The organism is Streptomyces flavalbus (assembly GCF_042674625.1).
In the GTDB taxonomy this organism is placed as follows: Bacteria; Actinomycetota; Actinomycetes; order Streptomycetales; family Streptomycetaceae; genus Streptomyces; species Streptomyces flavalbus.
The window spans coordinates 3,396,589-3,420,452 of the sequence record NZ_JBHTEB010000001.1 but is presented as its reverse complement, the minus strand read 5'-3'; the positions used below and the strand labels follow the sequence as shown (position 1 = coordinate 3,420,452).

Here is a 23,864-nt window from a genome sequence, read left to right as displayed (position 1 = left end):
CCAACCGGATCACGCGGGCCACCCGGACCATCCCTCCGGTCCGCGGGAGGACCGCTTCGGCCCGGACCGCCTGTGGTCGGTGGACGAACACCTGGACGACATCCTCGCCACCGTCCGCCCCCTGGACCCCATCGAGCTGCAACTGCTCGACGCCCAGGGCTGCGTCCTGGTCGACGACATCACGGTGCCGGTCTCCCTGCCGCCGTTCGACAACAGCTCGATGGACGGCTACGCGGTCCGGGTCGCCGACGTCGCGGGCGCCAGCGAGGAGTACCCGGCCGCCCTGGAGGTCGTCGGGGACGTCGCGGCGGGCGCCGCCGAACCGCTGCACGTCGGCCCCGGCCAGGCCGCCCGCATCATGACCGGCGCCCCGCTGCCGCCCGGCGCCGAGACGGTGGTGCCCGTGGAGTGGACCGACGGCGGCCTCGGCGCGGGCCCGGTCACCGGGATGCGGGCCCGCAGCCTCGCCCCGGAGGCCGCCTCCGGGCAGGTCCAGGTGTACCGGGCCGCCGAGGCACGCGCGCACGTGCGCGCCCGGGGCAGCGACGTCAAGGAGGGCGACCGCGCCCTGGCGGCCGGTACGGTGCTCGGCCCGCCGCAGATCTCCCTGCTCGCCGCCATCGGCCGCGGCACCGTCCGGGTACGGCCCCGCCCACGCGTGGTGGTCCTGTCCACCGGCAGCGAACTCGTCCAGCCGGGCGGCGAACTGGCCCCCGGTCAGATCTACGACTCCAACAGCTTCGCCCTCACCGCCGCCGCCCGCGACGCCGGGGCCATCGCCTACCGCGTGGGCGCCGTCACCGACGACGCCGAGACCCTGCGCACCACCATCGAGGACCAGCTCGTCCGCGCCGACCTGCTGGTCACCACCGGCGGGGTCAGCGTCGGCGCGTACGACGTCGTCAAGGAGGCCCTGTCGTACGTCGGCGACGAGGACGAGCCCGGCAGCGGCATGGAGTTCCGCAAGCTGGCCATGCAGCCGGGCAAGCCGCAGGGCTTCGGCTCCATCGGCCCCGACCACACCCCGCTGCTGGCCCTCCCCGGCAACCCGGTCTCGTCGTACGTCTCCTTCGAGCTGTTCGTGCGCCCCGCGATCCGCACCCTGATGGGCCTGAAGGACGTCCACCGCCCGCGCGCCCGCGCGCGGCTGACCGCGGACGAGCCGCTGACGTCCCCGAAGGGCCGCAGACAGTTCCTGCGCGGGCGGTACGCCGACGGCGCGGTCACCCCGGTCGGCGGCGCCGGGTCCCACCTGGTCGCGGCCCTCGCGCAGGCGGACGCGCTGATCGTCGTCCCGGAGGACGTGACGGCCGTCGAGCCCGGCAGCGAGGTCGAGGTGGTCCTGCTCGGCTGACGGCCACCGGTTGGGGGTACCGTGTCGCGCACGACAGGCCCGCGCGCCGCACCGCACCGGGCCACCCCGGACCGGGAGCGCCACGACAGCATGAGTACGCAGGACCGACTGACGCACCTCGACGACGCGGGCGCCGCCCGTATGGTCGACGTATCGGAGAAGGACGTCACCGCCCGCACCGCGCGCGCGAGCGGACGCGTGCTCGTCTCGCCCCGCGTGGTCGAGCTGCTGCGCGGCGAGGGGGTGCCGAAGGGGGACGCCCTGGCCACCGCGCGGATCGCGGGCATCATGGGCGCCAAGCGCACCCCGGACCTGATCCCGCTGTGCCACCCGTTGTCGGTGGCGGGTGTGAGACTGGACCTGTCGGTCGCGGACGACGCCGTGGAGATCGCCGCCACGGTGAAGACCACCGACCGCACGGGCGTGGAGATGGAGGCCCTCACCGCGGTCTCGGTCGCCGCGCTCACGGTGATCGACATGGTCAAGGCGGTCGACAAGGGAGCGGTCATCACGGACGTTCGGGTGGAGGAGAAGACGGGCGGCAAGTCGGGCGACTGGAGCCGGGCATGAGCCTCGACGGGTCGGTTGGCGGAGCGCTGACCGCGCCGTACAGCGCCCTGGTGGTCACGGCGTCCAACCGGGCCGCCGCGGGTGTCTACGCGGACAAGGGCGGCCCGCTGGTCGCGGACGGCCTGCGCGGCTTCGGCTTCGCGGTGGACGGCCCTCAGGTCGTCCCCGACGGCGACCCCGTGGAGGCGGCCCTGCGCGCGGGCGTCGACGCCGGGTACGACGTGATCGTCACCACCGGCGGTACGGGCGTCTCGCCGACCGACCGCACCCCCGAGGCGACCCGCGCGGTCCTCGACCACGAGGTGCCGGGCATCGCGGAGGCGATCCGCGCGTACGGCCGGGACAAGGTGCCCACGGCGGTGCTGTCGCGGGGGCTGGCGGGCGTGGCGGGCGGGACGCTGATCGTGAACCTGCCGGGCTCCACGGGCGGGGTGCGCGACGGGCTGGCCGTGCTTGAGCCGCTGCTGGTCCACGCCGTCGACCAGTTGCGCGGCGGCGACCACCCGAGACCCGGCGGCAGTGGGGGTGCGAGCTGAACAGCCCATCCTGGCCCGTCGAGCTGGCGGAGGGCGATGTCGTCCTCCGGCCGATAAAGCTGCGTGACCAGCGGGCCTGGCGCGAGGTGAACCGGCGCAACCGGGACTGGCTGCGCCCCTGGGAGGCGACCATCCCGCCGCCCTCGCCCGGCGGCCCGATCACCCACCGGCCGACCTACCGGCAGATGGTGCGGCACCTGCGCGCGGAGGCGAACGCGGGCCGGATGCTGCCGTTCGTGATCGAGTACCAGGGCAGACTGGTCGGCCAGCTAACGGTCGCCGGAATCACCTGGGGGTCGATGTGCTCGGGGCATGTCGGTTATTGGGTGGACGAGGCGGTGGCCGGTCGCGGGGTGATGCCGACGGCTGTCGCGCTGGCCGTGGACCACTGTTTCCGTACGGTCGGACTGCACCGTATCGAGGTCTGCATTCGCCCCGAGAACGGGCCGAGCCGCCGGGTGGTGGAGAAACTCGGATTCCGTGAGGAGGGGCTCAGGCCCCGTTATCTCCACATCGACGGCGCCTGGCGCGACCACCTGGTCTTCGCGCTGACCGCCGAGGAAGTGCCGGACGGCCTGCTCAACCGCTGGCGGCGCAGACGGAACTCACACAACGCGGAAATTGAATAAACGTTCGAATTTAGTCGGTCGGGGATCGTGACGGGACGCAGAATTCACGGTTCCAGTGGTCTGCTGATCGCATCGATCACAAAAAAAGTTCGAAATATCAGCCAGATCGTGCGACACACCGGCCCAATTGGCGGATGGCCTCACGCCAACCCCTCTACCGTGTGAGGCGTGAGCAGCAGCGGCCTCATCTACGCAGTCATCGTCGGGGCCTGGGCCGCCTACTTGGTGCCGATGTGGCTCCGTAGGCAGGACGAGCTGAACGAAGCCCGTCCGACGGAACGCTTCAGCACCGCCATCCGGTTGCTCTCCGGACGGGCGGCCATGGAGCGCCGGTACGCCAAGGACCTGCGGGCGCGCTCCACCGACGAGGAGGAGCCCGGCCCCGCCGACCCGGACGACGTCACCGACTCGGTGGACGTCCGGGCCTTCGCCATGCCCCCGACCCGCCCCAAGGCGCCGGTACCGGCCCCCGAGCGCGCCCGCACCGCGGAACGTGCCCCGGACGCGGCCCAACCGTCCCCGCCCTCCCCGCCTTCTCCGTCGTCCCCGCGCCCGCAGCGCATCCCGCCCGCCCGGCGCGCGCCCGGCGCGGAGGCGGCTGCGGCACGCGCCCGGCGCTCGAAGGTGCTCGCGCGCCGTAGACGTACGACGGTGATGCTCTTCCTCGCCTTCACGCTCGGCGCGATCGTCGCGGCGGTCGGCGGGCTCGCGTTCCTGTGGGCGCCCGGGGTGCCCGCCGTGCTGCTCAGCGGATACATCGCGTACCTGCGCTCGCAGGAGCGGCGGCGCTTCACGTACCAGATGGACCGCCGTCGCGCGGAGGCCGCGGCCCAGCATCTGCGGGAGCGCGCCCGCGCCCCGCGCCGCCCCTCCGGCACGGCCGTCGACGCCGACGAGCCCGAGGAGGAGGGACCGGAGCCGGAGGCCGACCCGGGGCTGACCGCCCTCGCCGCGGACCGGCGCGCGCTGGTCGAGCAGACCGACCACGCCGAGTGGGTCGACCAACAGCGTGAGCGCCAGCAGGGCCCCGGGCAGGGCGACAGTTGGGACCCGGTGCCGGTGCCGCTCCCGACGTACGTCACGGCCCCCGTCGCCCCGCGCGCGACGCCCGGCGTGGACCTCTCCGCCCCCGATACCTGGAGCTCGGCCCGCTCGGGCCCGGCAGCCCAGGAGCAGCGGACGGCGCCGGAGCCCCCTGCGGCTCCGGAACCAGCCCCGGAGGTCCCCGCCCCCGCCCGCGGCGACGCCCGCCGCCGTGCCGCCTCAGCCCGCCGCTCCCGCGAGCGCGGCGGCCGCACCCCGCTCTTCGACCAGTACGAGGACGGCGACCGCCCCCGCGCGGCCAACGAGTAGCGCCCTTCCGCCCTGCCCGGGGAACGGATTTCCAAGCACCCTGATCGGGATGCTAAGGTTTCACTCGTTGCAAGGGCCTGTGGCGCAGTCCGGTAGCGCACCTCGTTCGCATCGAGGGGGTCTGGGGTTCAAATCCCCACAGGTCCACGCAGCTCAGAGCCCCGGTTGGTGATCCAACCGGGGCTCTGACACGTTGTACGGCAGCCGTTTGTGGCGAGCCTCTTGGATCATTCCGGCGTCTGCCAGTTGGCGGCGCGGCCAAGCAGCTGCTGGCGGCTCAGATCGCTGATGCCCCGGCTCAGGCGGCCTCGTGCTGCGGGAGGCGGGTGCTGATGGCGTCGTCGAGTTCGGTCATCGTGCGGTGGAACGCTGCTTCCAGGTCCACGTCGTAGCGGTGGGCCAGGATCAGGATCGACCAGAGGCAGTCCGCGAGTTCGTGTTCCAGGGCCGTTCGGCCACCCGGTGCCTCTCGGGCGTCCTCCTCGGCCATTACCGGTTTGGCCAGGTCGCCGACGTCGTCCGCGGAGCCGAGCGTGAACTCCTCCCGGCCTCCGGACCTGGCCGCGTTCGTGGCGGCTCAGGGTGTGTGTGGGCTCACAACGCCTTCGCGTAGCAGCGGCTGTCCTTGTGGAAGCGGTAGTAGCCGAACTTCGTGCAGGGGGTGTAGCCGCTGGAGGTGTAGAGGGCTATGGCCTCTGGTTGTTGGGTGCCTGTTTCCAGGACCATGCGGGTGCGGCCCGCCGCGCGGGCGTCTTCCTCCAGGGCGGCCAGGATGCGGCGGGCGAGGCCCAGGCCGCGGGCCTCGCGGATGACGAACATGCGCTTCAGCTCGGCGTCGCCGTCCTCGTTGCCCTCATCGTTCTTGTCCTGGCTGCGCCAGCCGCCGGTCGCCACCGGGCGGTCCCGGTCGTCGTAGGCGATGAGGTAGACGCCGTTCGGGGGCCGGAAGTCGGCCGGGTCGAGCGGGGTGGCGTCGCCGCCGTCGCCGTAGCGCTCGTGGTACTCGGCCTGGACCTCGTCGTTCAGCTTGACGGCGTCGGGGTGGTCGAAGGCGACCTGGCGTATATTCATGCGGCGTATCGTACAATCATGCGGATGGTGGGCAGGGGCTGCTCGAATCTGGACAATGTCCAAGGTAAGGGTATGGTGCCCCGGTGCTGACTGTGACCACCGTGAATGTGAACGGGCTGCGGGCCGCCTCGAAGAAGGGGTTCGTGGAGTGGCTTCGTGACACCTCCGCCGATGTGCTGTGCCTCCAGGAGGTGCGCGCCGAGCCCCAGCAGTTGCCCGAAGAGGTGCGGGCGCCCGACGGGTGGCATGTCGTGCACGCGCCCGCCGCCGCCAAGGGGCGGGCTGGCGTTTCGTTGTACACGCGGCGGGAGCCCGATCGGGTGCAGGTGGGGTTCGGGTCGGCCGAGTTCGATGGCAGTGGGCGGTACGTGGAGGTGGAGCTGCCGGGGGTGGTGGTCGCGTCGCTCTATCTGCCGTCGGGGGAGGTCGGGACCGCGCGGCAGGAGGAGAAGGTGCGGTTCATGGGGGAGTTCCTTCCCTATCTGAAAGAGCTGCGGGAGCGGGCCGCCGCCGGGGGGCGGGACGTGCTCGTCTGTGGGGACTGGAACATCGCTCACCAGCGCGCCGATCTGAAGAACTGGCGGGGGAACGCCAAGAGTTCGGGGTTCCTGCCCGAGGAGCGTGAGTGGTTGTCGCGCGTGCTCGACGCGGGGGACGGCGGGTACGTCGACGTGATGCGGGCGCTGCATCCTGACGTCGAAGGGCCTTACTCCTGGTGGTCCTATCGCGGGCGGGCCTTCGACAACGACACCGGGTGGCGGATCGACTATCACTTCGCCACGGCCGGGCTTGCCGCGCGGGCCGTGAAGGGGGTCGTCGAGCGGGCCGCCCGGCATGAGGAGCGGTGGTCCGATCACGCGCCCGTGACCGTGGTGTACGAGTCGCGGTAGTCAGCGTTGCAGTCTTCTGTCCAACGCCAGTGACAGTTCCGCCTCCACCACGCTGCGCGCCAGCGGGCGCAGGCGTTGCAGGTCCTTCTCCGTGCCGTGGCGCAGGACCATCTCGGCGAACAGGTCCGCCAGCGCGTCCGCGTGTTCCCGTACCCGGGCGCCCGCCCGCAGCACCTCCGCGAGCGGGATGCCCTCGCGGACCAGCGCCGAGGAGACGTCCAGCAGCCGTCGGCTGATGTGCACGATCTCGTCGCCGTCCGTGCCCACGTACCCGAGGTCCATCGCGGCGGCCAGGTTCTCCGGCGTGACCTCGCCCTCGAAGCGGGCGGCGAGTTCCTCGGGGGTGAGGCGGACCGGCGTCTCCTCGGTGGGTTCGCCGTAGTAGCCCAGCAGGTCACCGACCTCGCGGCCATGGTCGAAGGCGTCGGCCAGCTCCGCGATGCCGTTCAGGGTGTGGCCGCGGTCGAGGAGCGCGGCGATGGTGCGCAGGCGGGCCAGGTGGTGGTCGTCGTACCAGGCGATGCGGCCCTCGCGGCGCGGTGGCGGGAGCAGTTTGCGTTCCCGGTAGAAGCGGAGGGTGCGGACGGTGATGCCAGCGAGGCTGGCCAGTTCCTCCATGCGGTACTCACGCTTCTCTGTCACGCCCCGACTCTAAATCGTACCGCCGGTAACTTTCCTTCGCCTGACCCCTACCCATCGGTAGTCACCTCCTCTACGCTCCCATTGCGCCAGTGTTCACTGGCGGAATCGGCTGACGACAGCAGTCGGGTTCAGCATGTTCGGACGAGTGTGGAGGCATCGGATGGCCGAGCACGAGCACGTAAGGGTGGCCGTCGTCGGGTCCGGGTTCGGCGGACTCGGGGCCGCCGTACGGCTGCGCAGGGAGGGAATCACCGACTTCGTCGTCCTGGAACGGGCCGACAGCGTCGGCGGCACCTGGCGGGACAACAGCTACCCGGGGTGCGCCTGCGACGTGCCCTCCCACCTCTACTCCTTCTCCTTCGCGCCCAACCCCGACTGGCCGCGCACCTTCTCCGGGCAGCGGCACATCCGCGCCTACCTGGAGCACGTCACCGACACCTTCCGGCTCCGTCCCCACCTCCGCTTCAACTCCGAGGTGAAGAAGATGACCTGGGATGCCGAGCGGTTGCGGTGGGTCATCCAGACCTCCTCGGGGACGCTTACCGCCGACGTCGTCGTGTCCGCGACCGGGCCGCTGTCCGATCCCAAGGTGCCGGACATCCCCGGGCTCGACTCCTTCCCCGGCAAGGTCTTCCACTCCGCCCGCTGGGACCACGACTACGACCTGCGCGGCAAGCGCGTCGCCATGGTCGGCACCGGCGCCTCCGCCATCCAGATCGTGCCGTCCATCCAGCCCCGGGTCGGTCGACTCACCCTCTTCCAGCGGACCCCGCCGTGGGTGATGCCCCGGGTGGACCGGTCGATCAGCGGGCTTGAGCGCGCCCTGCACCGGAACCTGCCCTTCACCACCCAGCTCCGGCGCGGACTGCTGTGGGGCATCCGGGAGTTGCAGGTGGGGGCCTTCACCAAGCACCCGGGCCAGCTCGGCTTCGTCGAGCAGCTCGCCAAGCGGAACATGGCCCGCGCCATCAAGGACCCCGCGCTGCGCGCCAAGCTCACCCCGGACTACCGCATCGGCTGCAAGCGCATCCTGCTCTCCAACGACTACTATCCGGCGCTCGCCCAGCCCAACGTCGACGTCGTCGCCAGTGGGCTGACCGAGGTGCGGGGCTCCACCCTCGTCGCCGCCGACGGGACCGAGACCGAGGCGGACGCCATCATCTTCGGGACCGGGTTCCACGTCACCGACATGCCCATCGCCGAGCGGGTCGTGGGGGCCGACGGGCGCACCCTCGCCGAGACCTGGAAGGGCGGCATGGAGGCGCTGCGCGGCGCCTCGGCGGCCGGGTTCCCCAACTGGATGACGCTCATCGGGCCCAACACCGGGCTCGGGAACTCCTCGATGATCCTGATGATCGAGTCCCAGTTGAACTACCTCGCCGACTACCTGCGCCAGTTGGACGTGCTCGGCGGGCGCGTCGCCCTCGACGCCCGCGCCGACGCCGTCACCGCCTGGAACCACCGGGTGCAGGAGCGGATGAAGCGCACGGTGTGGAACACCGGCGGCTGCACCAGCTGGTACCTGGACGCCAGCGGGCGCAACACCACCATCTGGCCGGGTACGACGGCCGAGTTCCGGCGCGCGACCCGGCGGGTGGACCTCGCGGAGTACGAGGTGCTGCGGCCCGCCGTCGCCGAGGCCCAGGACACCGACATAGCCGAGGCCGCCGTATGAGCCGGCTGACGCACGCCACCAGCGGCCCCTACGCCCCGCCCGCCCCCGCCCGCGAACTCACCGCCGTCTCCGCCGACGGCGCCCGGCTGCACGTCGAGGTGCACGGGCCCGAGAAGGCGCCCACCGTCGTCCTCTCGCACGGCTGGACCTGCTCCACCGCCTTCTGGGCCGCGCAGATCCGCGACCTGGCCGCCGACCACCGCGTCATCGCCTACGACCAGCGCGGCCACGGACGCAGCCCGGCCAGCCCTACGTGCAGTCCCGAGGCGCTCGCCGACGACCTGGAAGCCGTACTCGACGCCGCCCTCGCCCCCGGCGAACGCGCGGTGGTCGTCGGGCACTCCATGGGCGCCATGACCGTGGTGGCCGCGGCGGAGCGCCCGGCGCTGCGGGAGCGGGCCGCCGCCGTCCTGCTGTGCAGCACCGGCGTCTCCCGGCTGGTCGCGGAGTCGACGGTGATACCGATGCGACCCGGCCGGGTGCGCACCTGGCTCACCCGCAAGGTGCTGGGCTCCCGCGCCCCGCTCGGCCCGGTCACACCGCTCGCCCGCCGCATCCTCAGGTACGGCACGATGGGCGCCGGTTCGAGCCCCGCCGCGGTGGACGCCTGCGCCCGGATCGTGCACGCCTGCCCGCGCCGGGTGCGGTACGCCTGGTCGCAGGTGCTGGACCTGCTCGACCTCGACCACGGCGTACGGCAGCTCACCGCGCCGACCGCGGTGCTGGTCGGCACGCACGACCGGCTCACCCCGCCGGTGCACGCGCGGGCGCTGGTCGCCGCGCTGCCGCACTGCGTGGGGCTGACCGTGGCGCCCGGCCTCGGCCATATGACGCCGATGGAGGCGCCCGAACTGGTCACCGGGAAGATACGGGAACTCGTCACCACGTACGTGAAGGTCAAGGAGGGCGCATGACCAGGGTGAGCCTGGAGGGGCAGGTCGCGGTCGTCACCGGAGCCGCGCGCGGCGTCGGGGAGCTGCTGGCCCGCAAGCTGTCGGCGCGCGGCGCGAGCGTGGCGCTGGTCGGCCTGGAGCCGGACGAGCTGAAGCGGGTCTCCGAGCGGCTGCACGGCGACAGCGACTGCTGGCACGCCGACGTCACCGACCACGAGGCCATGGCGGAGGTCGCCCGCGAGGTCAAGGAACGGTTCGGCAAGGTCGACATCGTGGTCGCCAACGCGGGCGTCGCCACCGGGGGACCGTTCAGCGAGTCCGACCCGGTGGCCTGGCGGCGGGTCATCGAGGTGAACCTCATCGGGTCCGCCGTCACCGCCCGCGCCTTCCTGCCGCTGCTCGCCGCGAGCCGGGGGTACCTCCTCCAGATCGCGTCCCTCGCCGCGATCACCCCGGCGCCGATGATGACGGCGTACTGCGCCTCCAAGTCCGGTGTGGAGGCGTACGCGCACAGCCTGCGCGCCGAGGTCGGCTACAAGGGCGTGCGGGTCGGGGTGGCGTACCTGTCGTGGACGGACACCGACATGGTGCGCGGCGCCGACCAGACGGACGTGATGCGGGAGTTGCGGCAGCGGCTGCCGTGGCCGTCGAACAAGACCTATCCGCTGGGTCCGGCGGTGGACCGGATCGTCGCCGGGATCGAGCGTCGGTCCAGCCATGTGTACGGGCAGTGGTGGCTGCGCGGGATGCAGGGCGTGCGCGGCTACCTGCCCGCGCTGATCGGGACGGTCGGGCAGCGGGAGGTGAGGCGGTTCGCGGACCGGCTCGACGGGCTGCGCACCGGGCTGGTCGGCGCGGGCGGCGCCGCCGACGAACAGGCCAGGGCTACGCAGCGTAAGTGATCGACATGCGGGGCGTCACCGCCCATGTGAATCTGGGTCGGGGCCCACGAGGCCCACTTCCCCCACTCACCACAGGAGTGAACCCACATGGGTATGAAGGACAAGTTCCAGGACCAGGCCGAGCAGTGGCAGCAGCAGGCCAAGGACAAGATGCAGGAGACCCGCGAGCGGTCCCAGCAGCAGCGCGGCCGTCAGCAGGGCGAGCAGCCGGAGCACATGCCTCCCGGCGGCGAGCGCTCGCGCCAGGACCGGGAGCGTGACGACGAGGAGCGCTTCGACCAGGACTACGACGTCTGACGCGAGGCGATGCGCTGAGTAGAAGGGGTGCTCCCGGACGGGGGGCACCCCTTCTCTCGTGCCCGGCACTTAGGTGCGCGGTGGCAGCTTCGGGCGGGACCTGTCCGGTACGGCGCCGTAGTCCGGCGGCACCGACGCGGGGTGCTCCGCCAGCAGGTCGAGGGCGAGGCGTACGGCGTCGTCGAGCTGGGCGTAGCGGCCCTCGGCCCAGTCGAGCGGGGTGCGCAGGGCCTCCAGGTCGGGGGTGACGCCCTCGTTCTCCACGGACCAGCCGTAGGCGTCGAACCAGGCCGCGTTCATCGGCACCGTGATCACCGTGCCGTCGCCGAGCCGGTGCCGTCCGGTCATGCCGACGACGCCGCCCCAGGTGCGCTGCCCGACCACCGGGCCCAGCCTCAGCAGCTTGAACGCGGCGGTGATCATGTCGCCGTCGGAGGAGGTCGCCTCGTCCGCGAGCGCCACGACCGGGCCGCGCGGGGCGTTGGAGGTGTACGACACCGGCTGGGCGTTGCGGGTGAGGTCCCAGCCGAGGATCGTGCGGGTGAGCTTCTCCACGACGAGTTCGCTGATGTGGCCGCCCGCGTTGCCGCGCACGTCGACGATGAGCGCGGGCCGGGACACCTCCATGCGCAGGTCGCGGTTGAACTGCGCCCAGCCGGAGCCGCCCATGTCGGGGATGTGCAGATAGCCGCACTTGCCGCCGCTCAGCTCCCGGACCACCTCGCGGCGTTTGGCCACCCAGTCCTGGTAGCGCAGGGGGCGTTCGTCGGCGAGCGGGACGACGGCGACCCGGCGGGAGCGGCCCGCGGTGCCCTCGGCCGGGGTGAAGGTCAGCTCCACCGTCGTACCGCCCGCACCCGCGAGCAGCGGGTACGGTCCCGCCACCGGGTCCACCGGCCGTCCGTCGACATGGGTGAGGACGGCGCCCTCGCGGATGCCGGAACCGGCGAGCGGGGAGCGGGCCTTGGAGTCGGAGGAGTCGCCGGGCAGGATGCGCCGGACCGTCCACTGGCCGTCCCGGCGGGTGAAGTTGGCGCCGAGGAGGCCCTGCCAGCGCTGGTAGTGCGGCGGGCCCTCGTTGCGGCGGGCGGGGGTGACGTAGGCGTGCGAGGTGCCCAGCTCGCCCAGCACCTCGCGGAGCAGGTCGGCGAACTCGTCGGGGGAGGCGACCCGGTCGACCAGCGGCCGGTACTGCGCCAGCACCGCGTCCCAGTCGATGCCGCACATCCCCGGGTCCCAGAAGTAGGCGCGGATGAGCCGACCGGCCTCCTCGTACGCCTGCCGCCACTCGGCGCCCGGGTCGACCTCGTGCAGGATGCGGCGGGCGTCGATCCACACGGTGCTGTCGCTGTCGCCGGTCTCGGTGGCGGGGACGGCGCGCAGGTCACCCTCGTCGACGACGACCAGCCGGGAGCCGTCACCGCTGACGGCGAACCAGTCGAGGTGGCCGACGAGTTCGGTCCGCTTGGCCTTGGTGATGCCGAAGTGTTCGAGGGTGGGGCGGCCGGTGGTGTCGTCGGGGTTGGCGAAGGTCTCGCCGAGCGCGCCGGAGATCGGCCAGCGCAGCCAGACCAGGCCGCCGCCCGCGACCGGGTGCAGCGCCGAGTACTTGGAGGCGGTGACGGGGAAGGGCGTGACCCGGCACTCCAGGCCCTCCGTCTCGACGGTGACCGCGCCCGCCTCGCCCCCGCCCGCCTCGTCGGCCACCGGGTCCAGGCCACCGGCCGCCGGGCGCCCGTCGGGGCTGAGGGCGAACGGGGACGGGGTCGCCGACGACAGCGGCACCAGGTAGGGGCGGCAGCCCAGCGGGAAGGACAGGTCGCCGGTGTGGACGTCGTACACCGGGTCGAAGCCGCGCCAGGAGAGGAAGGCGAGGTAGCGGCCGTCGGAGGTGAAGACGGGGTTCTCGTCCTCGAAGCGGCCGTCGGTGACGTCCACGACGAACCGGTCCTTGATGCGGGCCATCCTGATCTGCCGCAGGGTGCGCCCGATCCCGGGGTGCGACCAGGTCAGCCACGCCCCGTCCGGCGAGAACGCCAGGTCGCGGACCGGGCCGTTGTCCGACCTGACCAGCTCGGTGACCTCGCCGCCTCCGTCCTCGGTGGCGTCGAGCAGCAGCAGCCGTCCGTCGTGCGCGGCGAGGGCGAGGCGCTCGCCGCGCGGGTCGGAGACCAGCTCCAGGACCCGGCCCAGCTCGCCCCCCGCCAGCCGCCGGGGCTCACGGTCGCCGGTGGCGCGCGGCAGGTAGGCGATCTCGACGGCGTCCTCGCCCTCCGCGTCCGTCACGTACGCCACCTGGCCGCCCGAGCCGAGCATCACCGGCAGCCGGACCCGTACGCCGGGGGTGTCGGTGATGGTGCGGGCGGGGCCGTCGCGGTGGGTGAGCCAGTACAGGCTGCCGCGTACGACGACGGCGCTGGCGCGGCCCGTCTCGTCCACGGAGACGCCGTCGACGTGCTGGGAGGCGGGCACCTGGTAGCGGCGCCGCCCGGCGCGCGGCCCGCTGAGCCGGACGTCCAGGCGGCGCGGCTGCGAACCGGCGGCCAGGTCGTCGACGATCCACAGGTCACCGGCGCACTGGTAGACGACCCGGGTGCCGTCGCTGGCGGCGTGCCGGGCGTAGAAGGCGTCGTGGTCGGTGTGGCGGCGCAGGTCGGAGCCGTCGTGGGCGCAGGAGTAGAGGTTGCCGACGCCCTCGTGGTCGGAGAGGAAGGCGACCCGGCCGCCGACCAGCATGGGGCAGGCCAGATGGCCGCCGATGCCGTCGAGGAGCCGTTCGCCGTGCAGCCAGAGGCGGCCGGTGGCGCCGCCCCGGTAGCGCTTCCAGGCCGAGGGTTCGTGCGGTGGGGTGCCGGTGAGCAGCAGGGTCCTGCGCTCGGCGTCGAGGTCGGCCACCTGGATGTCGGTGACGGGGCCCCAGGGGAGTTTGCGGCCGGGGTCGCCGTCGGGGGTGAGCTTGTAGGCCCAGGTGAAGTGGGAGAACGGTTCGCCGTGCGAGGCGACGGCGAGGATCTCGCCGTCCGGGGTCCAGCCGCGCACCTGGGTGTCGGGGCTGCCCCAGTAGGTCAGCCGACGGCTCTCACCGCCGTCCACCGGGACGAGCTGGATCTCCGGCACCCAGCTCCGCCAGCTCGTGTAGGCGATGTGGCGGCCGTCGGGGGAGAAGCGGGGGTCGCCGGTCTTGGCGCGGTCAACGGTGAGCCGCCAGGCGCGGCCCGCCCCGTCGAGGGAGGTCAGCCAGAGGTCGTCCTCGGCGACGAAGCAGAGCAGGTCACCGCTGACGTGGGGCAGGCGCAGATAGCTCACCCTCCCCATGCTTTTCCGGGGGCGGGGGCGGGGCAACTCGTGGTCGGGGCGCCGACGTGACCCAGGCCACGTACGAAACGGTTTCGTTTCCCTCGCGATCCGGGTTACAGTCGACGTGTACGAAACCGTGTCGTTCACTCAGGTGGCGCGGCACGGCCCGGGTTCCGGAGTGAGGAAGGTGAAGTGAGATGACCGAGGTCGCGACCGCGCGCCGCAGTCGGCTCACGCCCGAGCGTGAGGCCGAGCTGTACAAGGCCGTGCTCGACCTGCTCCGCGAGGTCGGCTACGACGCCCTGACCATGGACGCCGTGGCCACCCGCACCCGGTCCAGCAAGGCCACGCTCTACCGCCAGTGGGGCGGCAAGGCCGAGCTGGTGGCGAAGGCGATCCGGTGCATGAAGCCGGGCGGCCTCGCCGACCACGACACCGGGTCCCTGCGGGGCGACTTCCTCGCCCTGGCGACCCGGGAGGACGACTGCCAGCTTGAGCAGAACGCCGCGCTGATGCGCGGTCTCGCCATGGCGGTGCACGGGAACCCCGACCTGCTGCGGGCCTTCAAGGAGTTCGTGATCGAGCCCGAACTGGCGGAGTTCCAGCGGGTGCTGCGGCGCGCCGTCGACCGGGGTGAGGTCCGTGCGGACAACCCCGCGCTCGGCTACGTCGTGCACATGATGCTCGGAGCCTTCGCGACACGGACGCTGATCGACGAACTGCCACCGACCCAGGCGTTCCTCACCTCGTACATCGACGCCGTGATCCTCCCCGCTCTCGGCGTCCCGACCACCTGAGCACCACCCCTTCCGTTACCACCTGACGCGAACCGCTCACGTCGTCGGGCCGATCAGCCGCGCTCCCCACCGCGCTGGTCACCCCTGCCCCGAAACATCCCACGACCTGACCGGGAGTACGCCCTCGTGGCCACGTTCCTCTACAAACTCGGCCGGCTCGCCTTCCGGCGACGGCATTTCGTCGCCCTGATCTGGGTGGCGCTGCTGACGCTCGCGGGCGTCGGCGCGGCGAGCGCCCCCACCCCCGGGTCCACCTCCTTCTCCATCCCGGGCACCGAGGCCCAGAGGGCCTTCGACCTGCTGGAGGAGCGGTTCCCCGGGATGAGCGCCGACGGCGCCACCGCCCGCGTCGTCTTCAAGGCGCCCGCGGGCGAGAAGATGACCGACGCGGAGCACGAGGCCACCGTCAAGGACACGGTCAAGGAGCTGTCCGGCGGCTCCGAGGTCGTCTCCGTCGCCGACCCGTTCAAGGCGGACGCCGTCAGCGAGGACGGCACGATCGCCTACGCGCAGGTGCGGTACGAGGTCTCCGGCATGGAGCTGAAGGAGTCCACCAAGGACGCCCTGGAGCAGGCCGCCGAGGACGCCCGGGAGAGCGGGCTGACCGTCGAGATAGGCGGTGACGCCCTGCAGGCCGTGCCGGAGACCGGCACCGGCGAGATCATCGGCATCGCGGTCGCCGCGGTCGTCCTCGTCATCACCTTCGGCTCGCTGCTCGCGGCCGGGCTGCCGCTGCTCACCGCGATCATCGGCGTCGGCATCGGCGTCGCCTCGATCACCGCGCTGGCCAGCACCCTCGACCTGGGCTCCACCACCTCCACGCTGGCCACGATGATCGGCCTCGCGGTCGGCATCGACTACGCGCTGTTCATCGTCTCACGGTACCGGGCCGAACTCGCCGAGGGCCGGGAGCGGGAGGAGGCCGCCGGACGGGCCGTCGGCACCGCGGGCTCCGCGGTGGTCTTCGCGGGCCTCACCGTGGTGATCGCGCTGGTCGGCCTCTCCGTCGTCAACATCCCGATGCTGACGAAGATGGGCGTCGCCGCCGCGGGCACCGTCGCCATCGCCGTACTGATCGCCCTCACCATGATCCCCGCGCTGCTCGGCTTCGCGGGCCGCAAGGTCCGTCCCGCCGGGGAGAAGAGCAAGCTGCTGGGCGGCGGGCGCACCCCGAAGCGGCCGGGCCGCGCCAACATGGGCACCCGCTGGGCCAGCTTCGTCGTACGGCGCCCGGTCGCCGTCCTGCTGCTCGGCGTGCTCGGCCTGGGCGCCGCGGCCGTCCCGGTGTCGTCCCTGGAACTGGGGCTGGGTGACGACGGCTCCCAGCCGACGTCCACCACCCAGCGCCGCGCCTACGACCTGCTCTCCGAAGGGTTCGGTCCCGGGTTCAACGGTCCGCTGATGGTCGTCGTCGACGCCGACGGCAGCGACGACGCGCAGGGCGTCTTCGACGACGTGGCCAAGCAGGTCGGCGACCTCGACGGGGTCGTGACGGCGATGCCGCCCGCGCCCAACGAGGCGGGCGACACCGCGACGATCACCGTGATCCCCGACTCCAAGCCGTCGTCGGTCACCACCGAGGACCTGGTGCACGCCATCCGCGACACCGGGACCGACGTCAGGGCCGACACCGGCGCGGAGGTGCTGGTCACCGGCGCGACGGCGATGAACATCGACGTCTCCGAGAAGCTGAACGACGCGCTGGTGCCGTATCTGATCCTGGTCGTCGGCCTGGCGTTCCTGCTGCTGATCGTGGTCTTCCGGTCGATCCTCGTCCCGCTGAAGGCGGCGCTCGGCTTCCTCCTCAGCGTCATGGCGGCGCTGGGCGCGGTGGTCGCGGTCTTCCAGTGGGGCTGGCTGTCCGGCCTGATGGGCGTGGAGGAGACCGGCCCGGTCATGTCGATGATGCCGATCTTCATGATCGGCGTGGTCTTCGGCCTGGCCATGGACTACGAGGTGTTCCTCGTGACCCGGATGCGGGAGGCGTACGTCCACGGGGAGAAGCCCACGCAGGCGGTGGTGACCGGCTTCAAGCACGGCGCCCGGGTCGTGACAGCCGCCGCGGTCATCATGATCGCCGTGTTCTCCGGCTTCATCGGCTCCAGCGAGTCCATGGTCAAGATGATCGGCTTCGGGCTGGCGATCGCGGTCTTCTTCGACGCGTTCATCGTCCGCATGGCGATCGTCCCGGCCGTCCTCGCGCTGCTCGGCCGCCGCGCCTGGTGGCTGCCGAAGTGGCTGGACCGTGTCCTGCCCAACGTGGACGTCGAGGGCGAGGGCCTGCGCGCCCACGCCGCCGCGGAGGCCGACCGCGACGACGACAAGGAGCTGGTACGCGCCTGACGTACCGCTTCTGAGCGAGACCAGCCGGTGAGGGTTCCGTGGGGACGGGGCGCCCTCACCGGCTTCCTCCATGCCGGGCGCCCGACCCGTCCCGGCGGGATCCCGGGATCGTGCCGTCCCCGCAGGTCAGCGGGGTGGGTGTCCCGACCTGAGGGAAGCGGGCGGGAGCCGATTGCGGGGGGCCTGGCGGGCCGCGCAGACTCGGCGCAGCGGATCGGACGTCACTCAAAGTGAGTGATCGGTGTCTCTGTGTGCCAGGGGTCGTCCGGCCCGATGGCCTCCGCTCCGCCTCCTCTCTCGCATCGAAGGGACCTCGTCATGACTCGTGTACGCACCGCCCTGCTCGCCCTGGTCGCCGCCTCCGTCTCCGCGCTCGGGGTGGCCGCGGCCACGCCCGTCGCCGCCGCCCCCGTCACCTCCGTCCAGGCGGCCCCCGTTCAGGAGCGGGGCGCGGCGGGGCTCGACGTCTACCGGGGCCGGTACCTCGGCTGGGCCGACTGCGACAAAGCGGGCCGCCAGGGCGTCGAGCGCGGCCACTGGGATCAGTACCAGTGCGCCGAGGGCCGCCTGTTCTGGCACCTGTGGACCAACCGCTGACCGTACGGACCGCGGCGGCACCCGCGTCCGCGATAAGCGGTCGCGGGTGCCGGGCGGGCGCCGCTAGCGTGCCCGGCATGACGAATGGAATCAGTCCCCGTTTCGCCGCGGCGCTCGACGAGTTGGGGCTCGGGGAGGTGGGCGCGCGCGTCCGGAGCTTCCCGGAGGCGACGCGCACCGCGGCCGAGGCCGCCGCCGCGATCGGCTGCGAGCTGAGTCAGATCTGCAAGTCACTGATCTTCGCCGCCGACGGGGTGCCCGTCCTGGTGCTCATGGACGGCGCCTCCCGGGTGGACGTGGAGCGGGTCCGGGCCGAACTGGGCGTCGAGCGGGTGACACGCGCCCAGGCCGACGTCGTGCGCGAGTCCACCGGCTACGCCATCGGCGGCGTCCCGCCCTTCGGCCACCGCACCCGCACCCGCGTCCTCGCCGACTGCTCCCTGCTCGCCCACGACGTGGTCTGGGCGGCGGCGGGCACCCCGTACGCGGTGTTCCCGATGGAACCCAAGGAGCTGATCGCGCACGCGGGCGGCACCCTGGTGGACGTGCGGGAGCAGTAGCCGTACCGCGTAGGTGCGTCCCCCCGGTGCGAGGGGCACCCTGGAAGCAGGTATTCCGGAGGTGACCGTCATGACGATGCACACCACAGTGGGATGGCACGTGGAGCTGGAGTTCCAGGAGGACGACCAGCACACGCGGGCGGCGGCGCTGGTGCGGCTGCCGGACGGGTCCGAGGTACGGGCCCACGGTGGTGCCTCCAGGCACCAGACGGACGCGAATCAGCCCCGGGTCGGCGAGGAGATCGCCGGGGCCCGCGCCCTCAACGAACTCGCGATGCGGCTCCTCACCAAGGCGCACGACGAGATCGACGCGGCATCCGGGCGTACGTCGCACCCGATTCACGTATAGGCGTAACAGCGGGCGAAATGAGCGGCACGGTCCGACGGATGGGTTAATTCCGGCGGCCGTGCCGACTCTTTTGACTGACACCGGTACCGAGTGGGGCATGGCTTATCGAGTTCGGGCCGCCCGGATGTCCATGATCGTTTCCTTCCCGTGTTCATTCCCGCCGTATTCCGGAAGGTGCGTGCCGTATGGGACATCAGGTGTCCGAGGTGGAATTGCCGCCGATTTTCTGTCCGCTGGAAACCGCCCTGCACCCGCGCGTCCGGAGCGTCGAGCGGCGGGCCGAGGAGTGGATCCACGGCATCGGCATGTGCGGCAGCGAGCGGGAGGCGGCGTGGGTCGTCGCCACGCACAGCGCCCACTTCATGGCCTGGTTCGCGCCGCACGCCGAGGACGACGACCGGCTGCTCGCGACGGCCCTGTGGGTCTACTGGGGCTTCGGCTTCGACGACGCCCGCTGCGACACCGGCCCGCTCAGCGGCCGTCCCGCCCAGTTCAACGCGCTCGCCTGCCGGGTGCAGCGCGCCTACGACGCGCCGTCGGCGGTCAGCGACGACCCGTACGTCATCGCCAACCAGGACATCGCCCGGCGGTTCCGGTCCTTCGCCGGGCCCACCCAGGTCGACCGGTTCGGGCACGCCCAGCGGGCGTGGCTGGCGGGGGTCGCCTGGCAGATCGGCAACCAGTCGGCCGGGGTCATGCCCGGCCTCGACGACTACCTCGCCATGCGGCTGCTGTCCAGCGGCGGCGAGCCGACGTACGCCCTGCTGGAGCTGGCCAACGGCCTGGAAGTCCCCGACCGGGAGATGCACCGCCCGGCCGTGCGGGCGCTGACCGAGATGGCGATCATGGTCGCCGCCCTCGACAACGACCGGCACTCCCTGGTCAAGGAGCTGGCCCCCGGCCACGCCGACCAGAACATCCACACCGTGCTGATGGCCGAGCACTCCGTACCGCTCCAGGACGCCGTCCACCTGGCGACCGGCCTGCGCGACCGCGTCCTGCTGCGGTTCCTCGACCTGTACGACCAGGTCCGCCCCACCGCCAGCGCCGACCTGCGCTGCTATCTGCAGGGGCTGCGCTACGGGATGCGCGGCAACAACGAGTGGGGGCTGCGCGTCCCCCGCTACCTGAGCCGCGGGCACTGGCCCGACGTGATGGAGCTGAGCGAGCTGACCTACGCCGAGGAGCCGTCCGACACCCGGCCGGGACCGGTCGAGGGCGCGCCCGGCATCGCCTGGTGGTGGGACCGGGACCTCGGCTGACCCCGCGGTGCGTCGGCGGTCAGCGGGTGGGCGACGCCAGGTCCAGCGTCCACCAGGGGCCGCCCGCGCCCGCCGCCACTCCGACGCCCGCGTGGGTGTAGTGGCAGGTCAGCAGGATTTTGCGGTGGGCGGGACTGTCCAGCCAGGCGCCCACCGCCGCGTCGGCGCCGCGCTGTCCGGCGGTGAGGTTCTCGGCGCTGTGCCGGGGTCGGAACCCGGCGGCCCGCATCCGGTCGGCGGGACTGCTGCCGTCCGCGCCGGTGTGGGTGAGCCGCCCGCTCCGGGCCAGGTAGTCGCTGTGCGCCTGCGCGGCCCGGCGGAGCGCGGCGTGCGGGCGCACCGGGGCGCAACCGGCGCGCTCGCGGTGGTGGTTGACGGCGGTGAGGACACCGTCCGCGGTGGGCCGGGCCTTGGAAGGTGGGGACGGCCGGGACGGCGGGGGCGGCGGGCCCGGCTCGTCCGGCAGCGGCCACGGCGGGACCTCGTAGCGCGGGGGCGGGGGCGGAGGCGGAAACGGGTCGCCGACCGCCCCCGCCGGGGCCGGGAATAGGGCCCATGCAATCGCGGCGAGAACAACCCCTGCTCTTTTTCCTCCCGTCGTCTTTCCATTCTTTTCCCGCCCCTTCGGGTAATGCGGCATTTCCTGTTTTCCGTTCGTCGTGGTGAATGGCTAGGGTGGGGTTGCGTTTCCGTCGATAATTCCTTCCGGAGGTTCCCCATGTCCTCGCTGTTCCGCCGTTCCGCCGTGGTCGCCGTCGCCGCGGTCGCCCTGACCGCGGGCCTCGGCGCCACCGCCGCCAGCGCCCGCCCGGCGACCGCCCCGGTGGCCGTGAACCCGGGCCCCGACGGCGGCTTCCACGGCGGCGGTCACGACCGGCCGCTGCACTTCGGCCCGTTCGAGTTCCCGCGCCACGGGTCGGTCTCCGGCGGCTTCTCCTGGGGTATGCGCTGAGCCCGTGCCGCCGAGACGCTGAACTGAGGGCCGCCCCCGGGCGGCCCTCAGCGCTTCAGGGTGGCCGCGCTCGCCACCAGCACCAGCACCACACAGCCCAGGATCAGCAGCGCGTCCCGCACGAACAGCCCGGTCACGCCGGTGTGCGTGGCGGCCTCGCCCGCGGCCCGCACGGCGTACGTCATCGGCATCACCTTCGCCGCGCCCGACAGCACCCCGTGCATCTCCTCCCGGGGCACGAACAGCCCGCACACCAGGAACTGCGGCAGCACCCCGGCGGGCAGGAACTGCACCGCCTGGAACTCGTTGCGGGCGAAGGCGCTCACCAGCAGCCCCAGGGCGAGCCCCAGCAGCGCGCCCAGCATGGCGATGACCATCAGCAGATACGCGGGCCCCTTGATGTCCAGGCCCAGCGGGCCCACGGACAGCAGCGTCGACAGCACCGCCTGGAGCAGCGCGAGGAAGGCGAAGGCGACGCTGTAGCCGAGGACGATGTCCAGGCGCCGCACCGGCATCGTCAGCAGCCGCTCCGCGGTGCCGGTGGTGCGCTCCCGCAGCGTGGAGACGGACGCCACCAGGTACATCACGATCACCGGGAAGATCCCGAAGACCTGCGGCCCGACCCGTTCGAAGGTCGCCTCCGCGTCATGGAACATCAGCTTCAGCAGCACCATCAACATGCACGGGATGCCGAGCAGCAGCGCGGTGGAGCCCTTGTCGCGGGAGATCTGCTGGAGCACCCGGACCGCGGTCGCGCCGGTGATGGTGGGCGAGAACGGCAGCCGCGCCACGAGCCCGGCGGCGCCCACGGCGGGCTGTCCCGCGGCGCTCACGAGGGCACGTCCACGGCGAAGAACGACCGCTCCGCGGCGGGCGCGGCGGCCTGGTCGACCAGGCCCGGCAGACCGGGCAGCGGGTCGGGCGGCGCGGCCCGGCGCTGGGCGGCGCGCGCCTCGGCCGCCGTCGCCGTCTCCACCAGCCGCATGAACGCCTCTTCCACGTCGACGCACCCGGTGTGCCCGAGCAGGGTGTCCCGGTCGGCGCTGGCCAGCAGCCGCCCCGAGCGCATCAGCAGCAGCCGGTCGCAGCGGTCGGCCTCGTCCATGACGTGGCTGGACACCAGCAGCGTCGTGCCCTCGTCGGCCAGCCGCCCGAACACCGCCCACAGCTCCCGGCGCACCATCGGGTCGAGGCCCACCGTGGGCTCGTCCATCACCAGCAGGTCGGGCCGGTTCAGCAGCGCCACCGCCAGCGACACCCGCGAGTACTGCCCCCCGGAGAGCCGGGCGACCAGCTTGTCCGCGTACGACGCCAGGTCGACCTCCTTCACCACCCGCACCACGGCGTCCTCCCGCCGCCAGCCGCGCATCCCGAGGGCGGCGGCGAAGTAGCGCAGGTTCTCCAGCACCGTCAGGTCCGCGTACACGGACGGCGCCTGGGTGACGTAGCCCACGCGGGTGCGCAGCGGGGTGGCGCCCGCCGGGTGGCCCAGCACCTGGACGTGGCCGGAGGTGGGCTGCTGGACGCCGACGACCGAGCGCAGCAGCGTGGTCTTGCCGCAGCCGCTCGGTCCCAGCACCCCCACGATGCAGCCGCGCGGCACGACGAAGCTGAGGCCGCGCAGGACCTCGTTGCCGCCCCGCGCCACCGTCAGGCCGTAGGCGGCCACGGCCGGGAGGCCGTCAGGGGGTGCCGTGGCCCCGGGATCGCTCTGCCGCACTGTTCCACCGTGTTCCACCGTGTCGCCCCACTGCCCTACTGCCCTACTGCCCGACGAAGACCAAGCGGTCGGAGCCGCCGCTCAGGACTCCCGCCGGGTCATCGCCCAGGCGATCTCCTGGAGCTGCCGGTACGCCTCCGCGGTGGGCTGCGCGCACGACAGCGACCGCAGCGCGTCGGCGACCTGGTGGCGGGCCTCGTCCTCCGCGGCCTGCCGTCCGCCCGCCTCCTCCACCAGACGGCGGGCGAGTTCCACGTCCCGCTCGGTCAGCGGCTCCGGGGCGGCGTACAGGGCGCGCAGCCGCCGGGACGTCGCGCCGTCTCGCTCCAGGGCGGCCACCACCGGCAGGGACTTCTTGCGGGCGGCCAGGTCGGCGCCGACCGGCTTGCCGCTGCGGGCGGTGCGCCCCCAGATGCCGAGGACGTCGTCGGCGCACTGGAAGGCCACTCCGAGCCGCCGCCCGAACTCCCTGAGTCCCCGCACCTGTGCGTCGGCGGCCCCGGCGAGCACGCCGCCCAGCGCGCAGGCACAGCCCATCAGCGCGCCCGTCTTGCCCGCGGCCATGGTCAGGTACTGCGCCACCGTCACCTCGGACGCGTCCTCGAAGACGACGTCGCTGCTCTGGCCCGCGACGAGTTCCAGCAGCGCGTCGACGACCTCGCGGACGGCCGCCGTGCCGTGCTCCCCGGGCGCCTGCGCGGCCTCCCGCACCGCCGCGACCAGCAGGGCGTCGCCGGTGAGCACGGCGGCCGGGACGCCGAACACGGACCAGGCGGCGGGGCGGTGGCGGCGCAGCGCGTCGCCGTCGATGACGTCGTCGTGCAGCAGGGTGAAGTCGTGAACGAGTTCCACGGCCACCGCGCCGGGCACCGCGGCGTGCGCGGTGCCGCCGACCGCCACCGCGGACAGCAGGGTCAGCGCGGGCCGCACGGACTTGCCGGTGCCCCGGCCACTCTCGCTGGGGGTGCCGTCGGCCTCGCACCAGCCGCGGTGGTACTCCGCCACCCGCCGCTCGGCGGCCGGGAGCGCGGCCACCGCCGTCCGCAGGGCGGGCACCAGCAGTTCGTCGACCCAGTCAAGACGCGGGAACGCCCCGGTCGGGGCCGAGTCGGTGACCTGCTGCAACATGCGCTGCTCCTCACGACTGCAAACGGGCGACGCGGCGGCGAACGACC

General features: G+C 72.8%; 25 protein-coding genes and 1 tRNA gene. 18 read left to right on the top strand and 8 right to left on the bottom strand.

Annotated elements, in window-relative coordinates:
- Positions 1–79 precede the first annotated feature (79 nt).
- From glp to ACFQZ6_RS15195, 6 genes are all read left to right on the top strand, one after another.
- On the top strand, positions 80–1,354 hold the full coding sequence (glp, locus tag ACFQZ6_RS15220) for a molybdotransferase-like divisome protein Glp (RefSeq protein WP_381618327.1): 1,275 nt from the start codon (positions 80–82) through the stop codon (positions 1,352–1,354).
- Positions 1,355–1,444: 90 nt separating this feature from the next.
- Entirely contained in the window at positions 1,445–1,924 is a 480-nt protein-coding gene (gene moaC, locus ACFQZ6_RS15215) for a cyclic pyranopterin monophosphate synthase MoaC (protein ID WP_381608836.1), read from the top strand.
- Positions 1,921–2,460, top strand: a complete 540-nt coding sequence (locus ACFQZ6_RS15210; RefSeq protein ID WP_381608833.1) for a MogA/MoaB family molybdenum cofactor biosynthesis protein — start codon at positions 1,921–1,923, stop codon at positions 2,458–2,460. Before moaC ends, ACFQZ6_RS15210 begins: the two co-directional genes overlap by 4 nt.
- On the top strand, positions 2,457–3,089 hold the full coding sequence (locus ACFQZ6_RS15205; RefSeq protein WP_381618324.1) for a GNAT family N-acetyltransferase: 633 nt from the start codon (positions 2,457–2,459) through the stop codon (positions 3,087–3,089). The genes ACFQZ6_RS15210 and ACFQZ6_RS15205 overlap by 4 nt, the downstream gene beginning before the upstream one ends.
- Before the next feature lie 168 nt (positions 3,090–3,257).
- On the top strand, positions 3,258–4,442 hold the full coding sequence (gene sepX, locus ACFQZ6_RS15200) for a divisome protein SepX/GlpR (RefSeq protein WP_381608830.1): 1,185 nt from the start codon (positions 3,258–3,260) through the stop codon (positions 4,440–4,442).
- A 73-nt stretch (positions 4,443–4,515) separates the two neighbouring features.
- Positions 4,516–4,589, top strand: a tRNA-Ala gene (locus ACFQZ6_RS15195).
- Positions 4,590–4,740: 151 nt separating this feature from the next.
- Here the strand turns inward: ACFQZ6_RS15195 and ACFQZ6_RS15190 are convergent.
- On the bottom strand, positions 4,741–4,932 hold the full coding sequence (locus ACFQZ6_RS15190; RefSeq protein WP_381608828.1) for a MazG nucleotide pyrophosphohydrolase domain-containing protein: 192 nt from the start codon (positions 4,930–4,932) through the stop codon (positions 4,741–4,743).
- Between the two features lie 104 nt (positions 4,933–5,036).
- A complete protein-coding gene (locus tag ACFQZ6_RS15185) occupies positions 5,037–5,513 on the bottom strand; it encodes a GNAT family N-acetyltransferase (RefSeq protein WP_381608825.1) in 477 nt (158 codons plus the stop codon).
- Positions 5,514–5,596: 83 nt separating this feature from the next.
- On the opposite strand from ACFQZ6_RS15185, the gene xth reads away from it, so the two are divergent.
- A complete protein-coding gene (gene xth, locus ACFQZ6_RS15180) occupies positions 5,597–6,403 on the top strand; it encodes an exodeoxyribonuclease III (protein ID WP_381608822.1) in 807 nt (268 codons plus the stop codon).
- On the opposite strand, the gene ACFQZ6_RS15175 is transcribed toward xth, so the two are convergent.
- On the bottom strand, positions 6,404–7,045 hold the full coding sequence (locus ACFQZ6_RS15175; protein ID WP_381608819.1) for a MerR family transcriptional regulator: 642 nt from the start codon (positions 7,043–7,045) through the stop codon (positions 6,404–6,406).
- Between the two features lie 160 nt (positions 7,046–7,205).
- Here ACFQZ6_RS15175 and ACFQZ6_RS15170 point away from each other — a divergent pair, with 160 nt between their 5' ends.
- The 4 genes from ACFQZ6_RS15170 to ACFQZ6_RS15155 all read left to right on the top strand — a co-directional run bounded on the left by ACFQZ6_RS15170 (position 7,206) and on the right by ACFQZ6_RS15155 (position 10,812).
- Positions 7,206–8,720 (top strand): flavin-containing monooxygenase, encoded by a 1,515-nt coding sequence (locus ACFQZ6_RS15170; RefSeq protein WP_381608816.1) that lies wholly within the window; start codon positions 7,206–7,208, stop codon positions 8,718–8,720.
- Entirely contained in the window at positions 8,717–9,634 is a 918-nt protein-coding gene (locus tag ACFQZ6_RS15165; RefSeq protein WP_381608813.1) for an alpha/beta fold hydrolase, read from the top strand. Before ACFQZ6_RS15170 ends, ACFQZ6_RS15165 begins: the two co-directional genes overlap by 4 nt.
- A complete protein-coding gene (locus tag ACFQZ6_RS15160; protein WP_381608809.1) occupies positions 9,631–10,515 on the top strand; it encodes an SDR family oxidoreductase in 885 nt (294 codons plus the stop codon). Before ACFQZ6_RS15165 ends, ACFQZ6_RS15160 begins: the two co-directional genes overlap by 4 nt.
- Before the next feature lie 87 nt (positions 10,516–10,602).
- Entirely contained in the window at positions 10,603–10,812 is a 210-nt protein-coding gene (locus ACFQZ6_RS15155; RefSeq protein ID WP_381608806.1) for a hypothetical protein, read from the top strand.
- Between the two features lie 69 nt (positions 10,813–10,881).
- Here ACFQZ6_RS15155 and ACFQZ6_RS15150 read toward each other — a convergent pair whose 3' ends face one another.
- Positions 10,882–14,118, bottom strand: coding sequence for a S41 family peptidase (locus ACFQZ6_RS15150; RefSeq protein WP_381608804.1), 3,237 nt, complete (start codon positions 14,116–14,118; stop codon positions 10,882–10,884).
- A gap of 188 nt (positions 14,119–14,306) precedes the next feature.
- On the opposite strand from ACFQZ6_RS15150, the gene ACFQZ6_RS15145 reads away from it, so the two are divergent.
- The 6 genes from ACFQZ6_RS15145 to ACFQZ6_RS15120 all read left to right on the top strand — a co-directional run bounded on the left by ACFQZ6_RS15145 (position 14,307) and on the right by ACFQZ6_RS15120 (position 20,017).
- Positions 14,307–14,906, top strand: a complete 600-nt coding sequence (locus ACFQZ6_RS15145) for a TetR/AcrR family transcriptional regulator (RefSeq protein WP_381608802.1) — start codon at positions 14,307–14,309, stop codon at positions 14,904–14,906.
- Between the two features lie 126 nt (positions 14,907–15,032).
- The gene (locus tag ACFQZ6_RS15140) at positions 15,033–17,249 is read left to right on the top strand and encodes an MMPL family transporter (RefSeq protein ID WP_381608799.1); all 2,217 of its coding nucleotides are present in this window, start codon (positions 15,033–15,035) and stop codon (positions 17,247–17,249) included.
- Between the two features lie 318 nt (positions 17,250–17,567).
- Positions 17,568–17,846 carry a hypothetical protein gene (locus ACFQZ6_RS15135; protein WP_381608796.1) on the top strand — a complete coding sequence of 93 codons (279 nt, stop codon included), beginning with the start codon at positions 17,568–17,570 and terminating at the stop codon, positions 17,844–17,846.
- A 77-nt stretch (positions 17,847–17,923) separates the two neighbouring features.
- Positions 17,924–18,406, top strand: a complete 483-nt coding sequence (locus ACFQZ6_RS15130; RefSeq protein ID WP_381608793.1) for a YbaK/EbsC family protein — start codon at positions 17,924–17,926, stop codon at positions 18,404–18,406.
- A 70-nt stretch (positions 18,407–18,476) separates the two neighbouring features.
- Positions 18,477–18,755 (top strand): DUF1876 domain-containing protein, encoded by a 279-nt coding sequence (locus ACFQZ6_RS15125; RefSeq protein ID WP_381608790.1) that lies wholly within the window; start codon positions 18,477–18,479, stop codon positions 18,753–18,755.
- Positions 18,756–18,940: 185 nt separating this feature from the next.
- Positions 18,941–20,017, top strand: coding sequence for a terpene synthase family protein (locus ACFQZ6_RS15120; RefSeq protein WP_381608786.1), 1,077 nt, complete (start codon positions 18,941–18,943; stop codon positions 20,015–20,017).
- A gap of 19 nt (positions 20,018–20,036) precedes the next feature.
- Here the strand turns inward: ACFQZ6_RS15120 and ACFQZ6_RS15115 are convergent, their stop codons facing one another.
- The gene (locus ACFQZ6_RS15115) at positions 20,037–20,657 is read right to left on the bottom strand and encodes a CAP domain-containing protein (protein ID WP_381608783.1); all 621 of its coding nucleotides are present in this window, start codon (positions 20,655–20,657) and stop codon (positions 20,037–20,039) included.
- A gap of 78 nt (positions 20,658–20,735) precedes the next feature.
- Here ACFQZ6_RS15115 and ACFQZ6_RS15110 point away from each other — a divergent pair, with 78 nt between their 5' ends.
- On the top strand, positions 20,736–20,969 hold the full coding sequence (locus ACFQZ6_RS15110; RefSeq protein WP_381608781.1) for a hypothetical protein: 234 nt from the start codon (positions 20,736–20,738) through the stop codon (positions 20,967–20,969).
- A gap of 47 nt (positions 20,970–21,016) precedes the next feature.
- Here ACFQZ6_RS15110 and ACFQZ6_RS15105 read toward each other — a convergent pair whose 3' ends face one another.
- From ACFQZ6_RS15105 to ACFQZ6_RS15095, 3 genes are all read right to left on the bottom strand, one after another.
- Entirely contained in the window at positions 21,017–21,802 is a 786-nt protein-coding gene (locus ACFQZ6_RS15105) for an ABC transporter permease (RefSeq protein WP_381608778.1), read from the bottom strand.
- Complete coding sequence (locus tag ACFQZ6_RS15100) at positions 21,799–22,689, bottom strand: ABC transporter ATP-binding protein (protein ID WP_381608775.1); 891 nt, start codon at positions 22,687–22,689, stop codon at positions 21,799–21,801. The genes ACFQZ6_RS15105 and ACFQZ6_RS15100 overlap by 4 nt, the downstream gene beginning before the upstream one ends.
- An 81-nt stretch (positions 22,690–22,770) precedes the next feature.
- Complete coding sequence (locus ACFQZ6_RS15095; protein WP_381608772.1) at positions 22,771–23,817, bottom strand: polyprenyl synthetase family protein; 1,047 nt, start codon at positions 23,815–23,817, stop codon at positions 22,771–22,773.
- Positions 23,818–23,864 lie beyond the last annotated feature (47 nt).